The 12,321-nt window shown below is 62.7% G+C and carries 14 protein-coding genes and 1 other RNA gene; 11 read left to right on the top strand and 4 right to left on the bottom strand.

Annotated elements, in window-relative coordinates; all coding sequences use genetic code 11:
* The first annotated feature begins 24 nt into the window (after nucleotides 1–24).
* The 8 genes from ssrA (at nucleotide 25) to Q2941_RS16715 (ending at nucleotide 6,170) form a co-directional block, all read left to right on the top strand.
* Nucleotides 25–389, top strand: a transfer-messenger RNA (tmRNA) gene (gene ssrA / locus Q2941_RS16750).
* Nucleotides 390–525: 136 nt separating this feature from the next.
* Nucleotides 526–1,044 carry an SspB family protein gene (locus Q2941_RS16745; protein ID WP_027524421.1) on the top strand — a complete coding sequence of 173 codons (519 nt, stop codon included), beginning with the start codon at nucleotides 526–528 and terminating at the stop codon, nucleotides 1,042–1,044.
* An 88-nt stretch (nucleotides 1,045–1,132) separates the two neighbouring features.
* Complete coding sequence (fumC, locus tag Q2941_RS16740) at nucleotides 1,133–2,563, top strand: class II fumarate hydratase (protein WP_458193154.1); 1,431 nt, start codon at nucleotides 1,133–1,135, stop codon at nucleotides 2,561–2,563.
* Nucleotides 2,564–2,838: 275 nt separating this feature from the next.
* Nucleotides 2,839–3,027, top strand: coding sequence for a DUF4169 family protein (locus Q2941_RS16735; RefSeq protein WP_027524419.1), 189 nt, complete (start codon nucleotides 2,839–2,841; stop codon nucleotides 3,025–3,027).
* Nucleotides 3,024–3,278 carry a ribbon-helix-helix domain-containing protein gene (locus Q2941_RS16730; RefSeq protein ID WP_027524418.1) on the top strand — a complete coding sequence of 85 codons (255 nt, stop codon included), beginning with the start codon at nucleotides 3,024–3,026 and terminating at the stop codon, nucleotides 3,276–3,278. Before Q2941_RS16735 ends, Q2941_RS16730 begins: the two co-directional genes overlap by 4 nt.
* 118 nt (nucleotides 3,279–3,396) lie before the next feature.
* On the top strand, nucleotides 3,397–3,708 hold the full coding sequence (locus Q2941_RS16725) for a FeoA family protein (protein ID WP_027524417.1): 312 nt from the start codon (nucleotides 3,397–3,399) through the stop codon (nucleotides 3,706–3,708).
* A gap of 22 nt (nucleotides 3,709–3,730) precedes the next feature.
* Nucleotides 3,731–5,602, top strand: coding sequence for a ferrous iron transporter B (feoB, locus tag Q2941_RS16720; RefSeq protein ID WP_458193153.1), 1,872 nt, complete (start codon nucleotides 3,731–3,733; stop codon nucleotides 5,600–5,602).
* 286 nt (nucleotides 5,603–5,888) lie between these two features.
* Complete coding sequence (locus tag Q2941_RS16715; protein ID WP_458193152.1) at nucleotides 5,889–6,170, top strand: hypothetical protein; 282 nt, start codon at nucleotides 5,889–5,891, stop codon at nucleotides 6,168–6,170.
* 162 nt (nucleotides 6,171–6,332) lie between these two features.
* Here Q2941_RS16715 and Q2941_RS16710 read toward each other — a convergent pair whose 3' ends face one another.
* Nucleotides 6,333–6,680 carry a hypothetical protein gene (locus Q2941_RS16710; protein ID WP_027524414.1) on the bottom strand — a complete coding sequence of 116 codons (348 nt, stop codon included), beginning with the start codon at nucleotides 6,678–6,680 and terminating at the stop codon, nucleotides 6,333–6,335.
* Nucleotides 6,681–6,814: 134 nt separating this feature from the next.
* Between Q2941_RS16710 and Q2941_RS16705 the strand changes: the two genes are divergently transcribed.
* The 3 genes from Q2941_RS16705 to Q2941_RS16695 all read left to right on the top strand — a co-directional run bounded on the left by Q2941_RS16705 (nucleotide 6,815) and on the right by Q2941_RS16695 (nucleotide 9,833).
* Complete coding sequence (locus tag Q2941_RS16705) at nucleotides 6,815–8,551, top strand: sulfatase-like hydrolase/transferase (protein WP_458193151.1); 1,737 nt, start codon at nucleotides 6,815–6,817, stop codon at nucleotides 8,549–8,551.
* A 51-nt stretch (nucleotides 8,552–8,602) separates the two neighbouring features.
* Entirely contained in the window at nucleotides 8,603–8,980 is a 378-nt protein-coding gene (locus Q2941_RS16700) for a nuclear transport factor 2 family protein (protein ID WP_027524412.1), read from the top strand.
* A gap of 262 nt (nucleotides 8,981–9,242) precedes the next feature.
* On the top strand, nucleotides 9,243–9,833 hold the full coding sequence (locus Q2941_RS16695) for a hypothetical protein (protein WP_458193150.1): 591 nt from the start codon (nucleotides 9,243–9,245) through the stop codon (nucleotides 9,831–9,833).
* 29 nt (nucleotides 9,834–9,862) lie between these two features.
* On the opposite strand, the gene Q2941_RS16690 is transcribed toward Q2941_RS16695, so the two are convergent.
* From Q2941_RS16690 to Q2941_RS16680, 3 genes are all read right to left on the bottom strand, one after another.
* Nucleotides 9,863–10,540, bottom strand: a complete 678-nt coding sequence (locus tag Q2941_RS16690; protein ID WP_458193149.1) for a hypothetical protein — start codon at nucleotides 10,538–10,540, stop codon at nucleotides 9,863–9,865.
* A gap of 340 nt (nucleotides 10,541–10,880) precedes the next feature.
* A complete protein-coding gene (locus tag Q2941_RS16685; protein WP_027524410.1) occupies nucleotides 10,881–11,132 on the bottom strand; it encodes a hypothetical protein in 252 nt (83 codons plus the stop codon).
* Between the two features lie 28 nt (nucleotides 11,133–11,160).
* Nucleotides 11,161–12,285 (bottom strand): DUF2336 domain-containing protein, encoded by a 1,125-nt coding sequence (locus Q2941_RS16680; RefSeq protein ID WP_027524409.1) that lies wholly within the window; start codon nucleotides 12,283–12,285, stop codon nucleotides 11,161–11,163.
* Nucleotides 12,286–12,321: the final 36 nt, after the last annotated feature.

Raw genomic sequence — 12,321 nt, 5'->3', positions numbered from 1 at the left:
CTATCCAAAGGAACTCACATCAAACCTCTGTCTTTCCCGACCTTTGCCCCCTATATTGGGGATGCCGGCTTGCCGGCTATGGAAATAAACGGTCGTCGCAATAAACCATTCGGACCCGGGGGCGGTACCCGGCGCCTCCACCAAAGCCCACTAGAGCTACCCGAGAAGCGGGCTTTGGCGGGGGCGAAATAGGATCGACGAGGGCGTAAAGGGCGTACTTTTTCCCGGTATTGTTCCGCCGTTATCGGGCTACTGCAATAGTTGCCAACGACAACGTTGCTCAGGTTGCTCAGGCTGCGTAACGCAGTTTGAAAGACCACTTTAAAGTCCTAGCGGGTTAAGCTCCGCTAGGCGGGGTTCGGAGGCACCTGGCAACAGAAGCCTCCACTTCCATTTTTCTCCCGCCCATTTTTTCTCGCGGGCGGGGACTCCTGTTGGCCGGTCGGGCGCGGTACCATTGCGGCTTGGCGAGTCGGCGCGGCACCGGCTAGGGAAATACGACAGGACCGATAGTCAGGATCCATAATGGCGACCGATCATATCCGATACGACGTCCTGGCACGCGACGCATTGCGCGGCGTGCTGCGGAAGGTGCTGAGCGATGCCGCAGCGCACGGATTGCCGGGCGAGCATCACTTCTTCATCACCTTCGTGTCGAAGGCGGAGGGCGCAAAGCTGTCGCCGCGGCTGCTCGCGCAATACCCCGACGAAATGACGATCATCCTACAGCACCAGTTCTGGGATCTGACCGTGCTCGAGGACCGCTTCGAGGTTGGCCTGTCCTTTGGCGGCATCCCGGAGCGCCTGGTTGTGCCGTTCAGCGCGATCAAGAGCTTCCTCGACCCGTCGGTGAAATTCGGCCTCCAGTTCGACACCTCCGATGTCGCCGAAGTGCCGCCCGCGGCACTCCCTGCGGCCCCTGCTCCGTCGGCCGTGTCGGTCCCCGCGCCGGCTGCCGAGAAGGCGGAAGCCGAGGACGAGCCGACCGCGCCCAACCAAGGCGGCGCCGAGGTCGTGCGGCTGGATCGCTTCCGCAAGAAATGATTGAGGTCGCGGCGCGCGAGAGCGCAAGCGCGGCCAAACCATCTATATAGATGAGCATCGAGAAGCCGCGCGCATTCTGCGCGGCGGAATGGATGTGCTCATGGACAAGACGACCCGCCCCTCACGCCGCTCTTCCACCCGGATCGAGACCGACAGTTTTGGTCCCATCGAGGTCCCCGCCGACCGTTACTGGGGCGCGCAGACCGAACGCTCGCGGCAGAATTTCCGCATCGGGGAAGACCGCATGCCGATTTCGCTCGTGCATGCGCTCGGCATCGTCAAGCTGGCCGCAGCCCAGACCAATCGCGAGCTCGGCCTCATCGACCAGCGCCGTGCGAATGCCATCATCCGCGCTGCGCGCGAGGTGGTCGAGGGCAAGCTCGACGACCACTTTCCGCTGGTGGTCTGGCAGACCGGCTCGGGCACCCAGAGCAACATGAACCTCAACGAGGTGATCGCCAACCGCGCCAACGAGCTGCTCGGCGGTGAGCTCGGCACCAAGAAGCCGGTTCATCCCAACGACCACGTCAACATGAGCCAGTCGTCGAACGACTCTTTTCCCACCGCGATGCATATCGCGGCCGCCGGCCGGATCACGGCCGATCTCATTCCCGCGCTGTCCGAGCTGCTCGGCGCGCTGCGCAAGAAGGAGAAGGCATTCGCGGAGATCGTCAAGATCGGCCGCACTCATACCCAGGACGCGACGCCCCTGACGCTCGGCCAGGAATTTTCCGGCTATGCCGCACAGGTCGAAAGCGGCATCGCGCGATTGAAGGTCGCGGTGAAGGATCTCTATCCGCTCGCGCAAGGCGGTACCGCAGTCGGCACCGGTCTCAATTCAAAGCCGCGCTTTGCAAAGCTGTTCGCCAAGCATGTCGCCGGGATCACGAAACTGCCCTTCACCAGCGCCGCCAACAAGTTCGAGGCGCTGGCGTCGAACGATGCCTACGTGCTGGTGCACGGCGCAATCAATTCGGTGGCCACGGGGCTGTTCAAGATCGCCAACGACATCCGCCTGCTGGGATCGGGCCCGCGCTCGGGGCTGGGCGAACTGATCCTCCCTGAGAACGAGCCGGGATCCTCGATCATGCCCGGCAAGGTCAACCCGACCCAGTGCGAGGCGATGACCATGGTGTGCTGCCAGGTGTTCGGCAATCACACCGCGATCACGGTGGCCGGCAGCCAGGGCCATTTCGAGCTCAACGTCTTCAAGCCCGTGCTCGCCTACAACATGCTGCATTCGATCCGGCTGATGGCCGACGCCGCGCGCTCCTTCACCGAGCATTGCGTCACGGGCATCCGCGCCGACGAGAAGCGGATCCGCGAGCTGATGGAGCGCTCGCTGATGCTGGTCACGGCACTGGCGCCGAAGATCGGCTACGACAATGCGGCCAAGGTGGCGAAAACGGCGCATGCCAACGGTACCACGTTAAAGGAAGAGGCGCTCCGGCTCGGCTTGGTGTCGTCCGACGAGTTCGAGCGGCTGGTCCAGCCCGAGAAGATGACCCGTCCCGGTTGAATTGCCGAATTTCGCTAGACCTCCGTAAAGATACGGAGGAAAAAATGGCAAGAAATATAAGATCCGGGCAAGGGGATTTGATTACCGTCAATGTTCTGGCCTTGGCGCATGCTAGGCGGGTGTTTGCCCACGACCGGGCGAAATTGATTGTTTGATGGTATCAGAGGCCGATTGACGAGGACCAAATGGCGATCAAGTCTCATGGGACGCAACGCAGCGCATCATTTCTGAAGATTTCATCCTCCCTGCCGAGGACCGGCTGATGGAGACGCGGCATGGGGAACGTCATCAACCTGAACCGCTTCCGGAAGCGCGCCGAGCGGGAAGCCTCGGAGAAGCAGGCGGAGGCCAACCGGGCGAAGTTCGGCCGCACCAAGGCCGAGCGATCGGCGGAGGAGAAGCGCGAGGCCCAAGCGAAGGAGCGCCTGGATCAGCATCGGATCGAGCGCGAGGAACAGCCATGAAATCGCCCGTCGTCAAGCGATCGATCGTCGTCGCCGGCCACAAGACCAGCGTCAGCCTGGAAGAGGCCTTCTGGAACGGCATGAAGGAGATCTCCGGCCTGCGCAACATGACGCTGTCGGAACTGGTCGGCGAGATCGACAACAACCGCCAGCAGGGCAACCTGTCGTCCGCGATCCGCCTGTTCGTGCTGGATTACTTCAAGGCCCGCGCCATGGCCGTCCTGCCCGAGCAGAAGGTCCCGGCGCAATAGAGCGCGAAGGCGCTCGACAAAACCCGTCGCGAGACCCGCACTTTATAATCACTCTAAGGTGCGGGCGCGGCTGCGTGAGCGCGCTTGACCTGTCCCGCTGCCGTTGAAAATACAGGGCATGACCGACGACAAGATCACGCGCCCGCAAATATCCACGCACATGCCCTCGGGTTCACCCTCGAGTTTGCCCTTGGGGCTGGCCGAACGCGGCTATTCGGGCGTCATCCAGCATCTTTCCGCCAGCGATGCGGGCTCGGCCCTGTCGGACGTCGAGCTGGAAAGCCGCCTGATCGAGCTCGGCTTCGTCGAGGGTGCCAAGGTCGAGATCCTGCACGAGGGCATCGTCGGCCGTGACCCGATCGCCGTGCGCGTCGACAACGTCACCATCGCGGTGCGCCGTCGCGAAGCCATGGCCATCATCGTCGCGTAGATAGCGACCGGACCTTGATCCCATGGAAGCTCCCCTGCTGCATCTGGCCCTCGTAGGCACGCCGAACAGCGGCAAGACCTCGCTGTTCAATGCGCTGACCGGCAGCCGGCAGAAGGTCGCGAACTATCCCGGCGTCACCGTCGAGCGCAAGGAAGGCTTCTTCGTCACTCCCTTGGGACGCCAGGTCTCGGTGGTCGACCTGCCCGGCACCTATTCGCTGCGCGGCCGCAGCCCGGACGAGGAGATCACCCGCGACATCGTACTCGGCAAGGCGTCGGGCGAGACGCAGCCCGATCTCGTGCTGTGCGTGGCCGATTCCACCAATCTGCGCCTGACCATCCGCCTTCTGCTCGAGCTCAAGCGTACCGGACGGCCGATCGTGCTGGTGCTCAACATGTTCGACATCGCGACCCGCCGCGGCATCACGGTGGACGTGGCGCAGATGGCCAACGCGCTCGACGTGCCCGTGGTCACCTCGATCGCGGTGCGCAAGGGCGGCACCGCCGACCTGCTCAAGCTGACCGACGAGATCTCGGCGCAGATTCAGCCCGAGCCGCAAGAGAACACGTGGCGGCCGCTCAGCGTCGCCGAGCTACGCGCCACGCAGCGCGAGGCCGACCGCATCATCGCTTCCACAGTGAGCCTGCCGAGCCGGCCCGACACCTGGACCGCGCGGATCGACGCCGTGGTGCTGCATCCCGTCGGCGGCCTCATCGTGCTCGCCCTCATCCTGTTCGTGATGTTCCAGGCGGTGTTCGCCTGGGCGCAGCCGCTGATGGAGCTGCTGTCGTCCTCGTTCGACGCGCTCGGGCAGTTCGTGCACGACACCCTGCCCGCCGGCCTGTTGCAGAGCTTCCTGCAGAACGGCGTAATCTCCGGCGTCGGCAGCGTCATCGTGTTCCTGCCGCAGATCATCATCATCTTCCTGTTCATCCTGCTGCTTGAAGATTTCGGCTACATGGCGCGCGCGGCCTTCCTGATGGACCGCATCATGGGCGGCGCCGGCCTGCACGGCCGCGCCTTCATTCCGCTGCTGTCGAGCTTTGCCTGCGCGATTCCCGGCATCATGGCGACGCGCGTGATCGACAACAGGCGCGACCGCCTGACCACGATCCTGATCGCACCGCTGATGACCTGCTCGGCGCGCATTCCCGTCTACACGCTGATCATCTCCGCCTTCATTCCGGCCAAGCAGGTCTGGGGCTTCGTCAATCTCCAGGGCCTCGTGATGTTCGGGCTCTACGCCGCCGGCATCACCAGCGCGCTTCTCGTCTCGTTCCTGATCAAGTTCTTCATGCTGCGAGACTACGCGCCGGCGCCGTTCATGCTGGAGCTGCCCGACTACAAGATGCCGCGGCTCAAATCGATCGCGATCGGCATTTTCACGCGCGCAAAGATGTTTTTGCAGCGCGCCGGCACCACGATCTTCTCGATGATGGTCCTGATCTGGTTCCTGGCCTCGTTCCCGCAGCCGCCGGTGGGCGCCGCGGACCCCGCCATCAACTACAGCCTCGCCGCGATCCTCGGCAAGGCGATCGCGCCGCTGCTCGCGCCCGTCGGTTTCAACTGGCAGATCGCGGTGGCGCTGATCCCGGGCATGGCGGCGCGCGAGGTCGCGGTGGCAGCCCTCGGCACCGTCTATGCGATCGAGGGCGGCAAGGAAGCGGCCGAGCAGATCGGCCAGGTGCTGGCGACGAAATGGTCGCTGGCAACCGCCCTGTCGCTGCTCGCCTGGTACATCTTTGCCCCGCAATGCGCCTCCACGCTCGCGGTGATCCGGCGCGAGACCGGAAGCTGGAAATGGATGGCGACCACTTTCGCCTACATGCTGGCGCTGGCCTATGCCGCGAGCCTTGCGACCTACAACATCGCAGTGGCGCTGGGCGCCGGCTAACACTTCACGTTACGTTCGGCGGGCTCGCTTTCGCGGAGCCTCCGGCCCCCAAAACCAAAATCTCGAAAACAACCCCATGCAAAGTAGCCGGCGGCGGCCGACGCCGCCCCTGCATATTCGGAAAATCCGTTGACACGTCGGGCAAATCACCGGCACTGAGTCGCGCCCAGCTTGCAACATCAAGGCTCGTCAACCCCGACCGATCGCCGGTTCCGCATTGATTTCGATCAATGGCGGGACCCGGTCGCATGTCACGTCTTCTCATCGTCCTGCAAGGAGAGAGCAAATGACTGGACATGCCAGGTTTCTTGGACTGATCGTGAGTGCCGCGCTCTTAACGGCAGCCCCTCTGTCGTTCAGTTATTCGCCGACGGAGGCGCTGTCGGTGTCCGTCGATCGCGCCGAGGCGCGCGTTGGGCGGCCACTGACGCCCATGAGCGTTGCAGGCGTCAACCGCAGAGTACATCGTCGCGCCTATTACGGTGCGGCGGCGGCAGGAGCCGCAGCCTATGGTGCCTACGGCTATCGCCGGGCTTGTGGCTACTATCCGTATCCGCCCTGCTATTGAGGCTCGCGCGAGGCTCGTTGCTTGGCCGCGACGAGCCTCGTCGCTTCTTTCCTCATCCTCTCGGTCAGCGGGACGTTTGCGGTGCGGCTTCTGCCCGGGCACGCCATCCGCGGTCTTTCGAAAACGCCTCTCAACCATGGTCGCGCCGCACGAAGACGTTCGTCACATCGGACGCGAATTCACCTTTTCACGCATCCTGTGACAAAAGGCTTCCAACTGACGCTGGATGGCCTCGAAATTCGCGAGCAACTTGTCGGCTTGTTCGCGATCCGCTGACCCCGCAACAAAGCTATTTCGCAGAATTGTAAGGTAGGTTACGCGGTTTCGGCCATTGGCCGCCCTACGCTCGGCGAATTCAAGCTGCTCGAGATCATGGCTCAGCATGTCCTCGTTGGCGAGCAGCAGCTTCATGATCGTGTCGCGATTTTTCTCGCTGAGATCAGCGCTGTTCAGGAGGCTGAGATAGTGGTCGATGTTGGCCTGGGCGATATACCGGTCCGTCCTGTCCATCGCGCCCTCCTTGGGACGCCCGATGCTATTCGGGAATGTTTGCCGACGCCACCTCTCCGAAGGGCCCTCACAAGCCATTGAGCTAGATCAATGCCCGGCCGGTTCCCGCCGTCAGCGCCCAAGTTTGACTGGCGATGGTCCACAAAAAACCATCAGAGCCCGCGAGCCAAATTGAAGAAACCGATTGCTCAGGGCATTCTGCTGCCATGGCTTTGACCCTGGCACTTGTGACGACCATCTGCGCCGTTGCGCTGACAGAGCGCAGCGTTGAGCACCTGCTGTTTGCGATCGCAGCGCTCTTCCTGAACGCAGCTCTGCTGCTGGTTTTCGTTGCCGATCTCGAGAGAGCGATCCTGCTGTCCGGCGTGCTGGCAGTCGCAATCGCCGGTGTATCGATCGTCAAATTCAAGCACAGCGCACTCAAACTGATCGTTTCCGATCTGCCGCTTGCGTTTGCAGGCACAGTCCCATTCTTTGTGTTGCAATACCCACGCATGATGCTGGGTGTCCTGTTCGCCGGCATCCTGCTCGCTCTCGCTTCGATCGCGGTTCTGGTCTACGCCGCCGGATCTCCGATTTCTGTGGCCTTTCGAATTCCCTTGTTCTGCCTTGCACTCATCGGCTTTGCGAAGGCTTCCGCCATAAAGGGCGCCACGTCCCTGCGGCTTACGCTGACGCAAGGGCGGTGCTTTTATTCCACCTTCATGGCCTCGCTCATCGACCCCGCGTCCTGGCGGCAGTTCAATGGGCTGGCTCTGAGCGATATCGCAAACGAACCGCTGACGCTGAAGGAGGCGATTCCCGAGCGCTCCGGCGACCGTCCGGACATCATCGTCATCCAGCACGAGTCGATCTTCGACCCGCGCATCTTTGGACTGCCCATCGAGCCGGTCGTCGAAGCGTTCCTGTCTCCGGCAGAGGGGGAATTCGGGCGCCTCAACGTGGACATCTACGGTGGCGGCTCGTGGCAGTCGGAATTCAGCCTGCTGACCGGTCTTTCGAGCGCCAGCTTCGGTTCAAGCGCCTACTACCTCTTCAGGAAAGGCGCCGGCCGGTTCCACAGCAGCCTGCCGCGCTCGTTGGCCTCGCTCGGCTACAAGACGACACTCACATCGAGCTGTCGTCGCGACTTTCTCGACTACGACGAGTTTTACGGCTCGATCGGCATCGACGAACGCATCTTCATCGACGATTTTCCGCCACCCTTTGATATCAGGCGTTTCGACGCGACAAATTCGGACGCGACGTTTCTGGAAGCGGTGATCGATGCTCATGCCAAGAGGATTGTCGACGACCCATCACCTCGATTTCTCTACGTGCTGACCAACTTCAATCACGGTCCGCATAATCGGCGGCTTGTGCCGCCCGGACAGCTTGAGCGTGAGCGCGCCTTTGCCATGGCCAGCCTCGCCGATGCCGAATATGCCGAATACTACGCGCGGCTCGTCGAGACCGCCTCGACCTGGCAAAAGCTCAGAGAGAAGCTGGCAAACAGGTTTCCGGGGCGCCCTGTCCTCGTGATGCACTATGGAGACCACCAACCCGTATTGACGAGACGGATCGATCGCCACCTGGAAGGTCCGGGAGACGGCCGGCGTCCGTTTCGCACGTTCTACGCGATCGAGGCTTTGAATATCCCCCAGTTCGACCCCGGACGGGGCGCGGACCTCGATATCGCTTTTCTTGGAACCGTCGCGTTGCAACGTGCGGGCCTCCCGCTTGACCCAATATTCGCCACGCGTGCGAGCTTGCTTGACGATTGCGGAGAAACCTACTTTGCATCGGCCTCCGAACGGAAACGCCGATTCCACCGCACGCTTGTGGATCGGGGCTTGATAGACTTGAAGCCGCGCGTTCAGCACGCCCGCTAGCGTGGCGCTTTCTTCCATGCTTTGCTCGGCGCCCCCATGCAGGAGGCTCATATGGATGACCGGACCGTGCGGCTTGCGCTGGAGCGTCACTGGAATGCGTCGGATGCCGGCGATTTCGACGTCGAGCATGACATCTACCGCGAGGATGCCGTGCTGGATTATCCGCAGTCCGGCGAGCGGATCCGTGGCCGGCATAACATCAGGGAGAGCCGGTTCGTGCAGCCGAACAGGAAGCGCTTTGCGGTCCGGCGAATTGTTGGCGGCGGCGATCTCTGGGTGACTGAATTCACGCTCAGCTATGATGACATCCCCTCTTATGCCGTGAGCATCATGGAATTCCGCGAGGGACTGGTGGCGCACGAAACGCAATATTTCGCAGACGAATTCGAGCCCGCGCCCTCGCGTGCGCATCTCGTCGCGCGCGCTTGAATGGACAGTCTTTTGGACCAGCACGCGTAGCCCGGATGGAGCGAAGCGAAATCCGGGATCCCGCACCAGCGACCACAGCCGCCCCGGATTGCGCTTCGCTCCATCCGGGCTACGGCATCATCGGATCTGGCGCGTCGCCGGGATGCCGTTCGCGCCTGAACCGGTCCCGCGCTATCGACGACTAATCCCACTACAGCGTTCGAAGTGGCGGTCCATGCGGGGGGCATGCCAGGTTATCCATCCTTCCGCAGGGATTAAATCAATGCAGCCACGCAAGGAGCCACGCCAATGGACGCCGCCGGCGCCTCCGCCCCCACGCGTCCCGGCGGCCGGCCCTTCGAAAGCATCGGCACAGCCATCCGGCTCCGAATGGGCTGCCCCCGAATATTTCGTGTCGTTCATCTTTCATGTGCTGTTCTTCGGCCTCATCGCAGGCTTGTTGCGGACGCGATTTCCGCTCGATCTCGGCCTGTTCATCTTCTTCACCAGTGAGAGGATGACCGAGTGGGCGTTGCGCAAGGTCGGGATACGGCTCGTTCCCGACTCGCTCGGCGAGACGTTCGTGCATTCCTTTGTGTGGGGGACCGGCGCATCCATCCTGCTCACGCATTGGAGGGCAGCCGCGCCCACCTGGCTGGTGCCGCCCGGTCTCGTCGATCCGCCCTGGTCCATGCTTGTTGCCATGGCCGTCGGATGCGCCCTGCTCACGGCCGCCTCGACGTCGATCGTCAGGCGCGTGCTGCCGTGGCTCGGGATCAAGCTCGCGCGTGACAGCCTGGCATGGACGATCACCTATGGCCTGGTCGGATTTACCATCCTGGGTCTCGTGCTTCTCGTCCTCGCCGCCCTTTGAGGAATTCGCAGCGCCTCGCCTCGGCGAGGCTACGCGGGCGACCCCGTCGTTGCGGCGTTCTTGTCGGTCAGAATGCTGACGCTGATCAGGAGAACCCAAATTGGGAATACCACGATGCTCCAATCGAAATAGTAGCTGCCAATCAAAAGGATCGCTGCGATCAGGTATCCGCCAAGCGCCAGCCAGCGCGGCGTAAGGCCGGTGTAGACGCCGATCGTCGACGTCGTGATCATGAAGACGGATGCTGTTTTCACCACGTAGATGTTGATCATTCCGTAGGCCAGTGCGCGTCCGAAATGGAACGTCGCCGAATTGACCAGGACTTCCGGGGCGGCGTGAAACGCGAGTATGATCGCTCCCACGACGGCCGCTGCCGCAAACAGCATCGCCAGGAGCAGAAGACCGCTGCCGAAAAATACGGTTGCGAAGAACTGGTCCTCGCGCTGCCCAAGCCTGTCGCGGAGTGCACCGACGAACCAGAGAAAGGCTATTCCCGCAAAAGGCACCAGATTCAACGCGATCACGACGTTGGTCGTTCCGGTGTGCAGCCAGGCGCCCGTTTCCATGGGATCCCGCGGCACCGAATGCCGCATCAGCAGGAAGACTGCAAAGAGCAGGATCGAGAACACGACACCCGCGATGGCGGCGGCTCGCGGGGTTCGCAAATGGGCGTGCATCACGCTCGGCCGGTCAGCAGAATCGCGCATGGCAGTGCTCCCCTCTCAAGAAAATGGCCCGCGGGGACCATCACCGCCCAAAAGCGCGATACCTGTGAGGCACAGAAACGAGGCCGGGAATCGCCACGATCGATCTGCCCGCGGACGAAGCAGGTCATTGCATGTGGTTCTCAGCCCAAACTATTGATCAAGATCAACGCCGCCCTCGGTAGCCGGAGCAAGGGACGATGACAGAGGTGTGCCTGATCAGGGGAGGAATGATGGGTTTCGCTTCGCTCTACCCATCCTACAGTCTTAGCGGACGCTCTTTTGCTGCGCTCGGTGAGCGCGACTTGCCAATGAGTCTACGCGGCGGTCAGCAGACTTACCCCTAGCGGAAATAATCCAGCACCAGATCGAGGTCGGAGCGGCCGGCGGCGGCGCCGTTGAGGTCGGCGTCGATCACCCGGCGGCAGGCTTCCACGGCGGCGTGGTCGCCGAGATCGTTGGCGGCCTCGAGCACGAGCCAGGCCGCATCGACCGAGGCCTTGTCCGGTTTCGCTCCGCCGGCATCGGCACTCAGCGGCTTGTTGAGGGTCTTGTTGAGATTCTTGCGGGCTGCGGTGCCGAATTGAGGCAACATGGCAAATACTCCCCTGCCAATTCCCTGTTCAGTGCATCTGGAGTTCGGCGCTGCGGCCTGCCGCCGGATCGGCAGCGGTGCTGTTCTTGCGCGACTGGTAGAACTTCAGGATGCTGCGTGACGTCTCGATCTTGAGCCGGCCGAAGTCGCGCTCATTGTCCTTGAGGTCGCGCGCGGTGATCAGATGATCCTTGGCGCCGAGGAACAGCAGCGACATGGTCGTATCCCACGAGAAATTCAGCGCCTTGCACAGCACCAGCAGCATCTCGCGATTGCGGTCCATCAGCGCGCGCTCGATCACGTCGACCGGCAGCGCCGAGAGCAGCGACAGGCCGATCTGCACCTCATCGAAACGGTGCTGGCGCGCATAGTTCGAGATCGAATCCTGGTTGAGGTTGCCCTGGCGGTGCTGCGTCGTCACCACGCGCTTGGCGACGAAATAGGTCCGCGAGGACGGTCCGAATTTCGATTGCAGGTCGCCGGTGACGCCAGTCACCGAGCTCTGGATCTGCGACATCATCTCCGGCCGCTCGCTCTCGAGCCGGCGGCGGACGTCCTCCGACGCTTTCGCAATGAGCTGCTGGAAGATGTGCCGGGGCACGTCCTTGCGGAGGCCAAGCTGCTCGGCGAGGATCGAATCGCCGTCGGCGCGCCTCACCATGTGCAACAGGCTGGAGCCCGAGAAGCGCGCGCCCTCGTTCCTGGCGACCGAGGTCACGACCTCCTGGTTGCCGCGCTTGACCAGCACGTCGGTCACGGCTTCGCCGATCGACTTGCGCTGGGAGATTGCCAGCAGATGATCCTGCCCCTTGCGCAGGGCGTTCTCGATCAGCGTCTTCTCGTCGAGCCGGTCGGACTCGCGCAGAACGGGGCCGGCGACCGCAATCTCGTCGTCGAAGGCGAGCTGATGCAACACGTTGAGCGGGGCGTGGTCGCAGGCGACCATCAGATCGGAGAGCTGCGCCCGCGCCGCCACCTCGATCTCGTCAGCGAGCTTGCCGATCACCTCGCCGAACATGCTGATCTCGTCGGCGCTGTAGCGGCCGGTGATCAATAGGTCGGTCGCATGCCACAACGCACGTGCACGGCTTTCGTCGGTGCCGCGCGCGATCGCGTCATCCAGATCCTGCAGAAGCGATTTCGCTTCGTTCATGGCGAATGTCCCCAGTTCTTGGCAGGCCGCCCTGTC

Source organism: Bradyrhizobium sp. UFLA05-153, from assembly GCF_054185185.1.
This window is presented reverse-complemented; position numbering and strand designations above follow the sequence as displayed.

Bases quoted from the DNA above. Each gene is read 5' to 3' on its own strand.
- Q2941_RS16690 (WP_458193149.1), bottom strand. From the start codon at position 10,540: ATGCGCGATTCTGCTGACCGGCCGAGCGTGATGCACGCCCATTTGCGA.
- Q2941_RS16680 (WP_027524409.1), bottom strand. From the start codon at position 12,285: ATGAACGAAGCGAAATCGCTTCTGCAGGATCTGGATGACGCGATCGCG.
- Q2941_RS16715 (WP_458193152.1), top strand. From the start codon at position 5,889: ATGACTGGACATGCCAGGTTTCTTGGACTGATCGTGAGTGCCGCGCTC.
- feoB (WP_458193153.1), top strand. From the start codon at position 3,731: ATGGAAGCTCCCCTGCTGCATCTGGCCCTCGTAGGCACGCCGAACAGC.
- Q2941_RS16705 (WP_458193151.1), top strand. From the start codon at position 6,815: ATGGTCCACAAAAAACCATCAGAGCCCGCGAGCCAAATTGAAGAAACC.
- fumC (WP_458193154.1), top strand. From the start codon at position 1,133: ATGGATGTGCTCATGGACAAGACGACCCGCCCCTCACGCCGCTCTTCC.
- Q2941_RS16695 (WP_458193150.1), top strand. From the start codon at position 9,243: ATGCAGCCACGCAAGGAGCCACGCCAATGGACGCCGCCGGCGCCTCCG.
- Q2941_RS16745 (WP_027524421.1), top strand. From the start codon at position 526: ATGGCGACCGATCATATCCGATACGACGTCCTGGCACGCGACGCATTG.
- Q2941_RS16685 (WP_027524410.1), bottom strand. From the start codon at position 11,132: ATGTTGCCTCAATTCGGCACCGCAGCCCGCAAGAATCTCAACAAGACC.
- Q2941_RS16735 (WP_027524419.1), top strand. From the start codon at position 2,839: ATGGGGAACGTCATCAACCTGAACCGCTTCCGGAAGCGCGCCGAGCGG.
- Q2941_RS16710 (WP_027524414.1), bottom strand. From the start codon at position 6,680: ATGGACAGGACGGACCGGTATATCGCCCAGGCCAACATCGACCACTAT.
- Q2941_RS16725 (WP_027524417.1), top strand. From the start codon at position 3,397: ATGACCGACGACAAGATCACGCGCCCGCAAATATCCACGCACATGCCC.
- Q2941_RS16700 (WP_027524412.1), top strand. From the start codon at position 8,603: ATGGATGACCGGACCGTGCGGCTTGCGCTGGAGCGTCACTGGAATGCG.
- Q2941_RS16730 (WP_027524418.1), top strand. From the start codon at position 3,024: ATGAAATCGCCCGTCGTCAAGCGATCGATCGTCGTCGCCGGCCACAAG.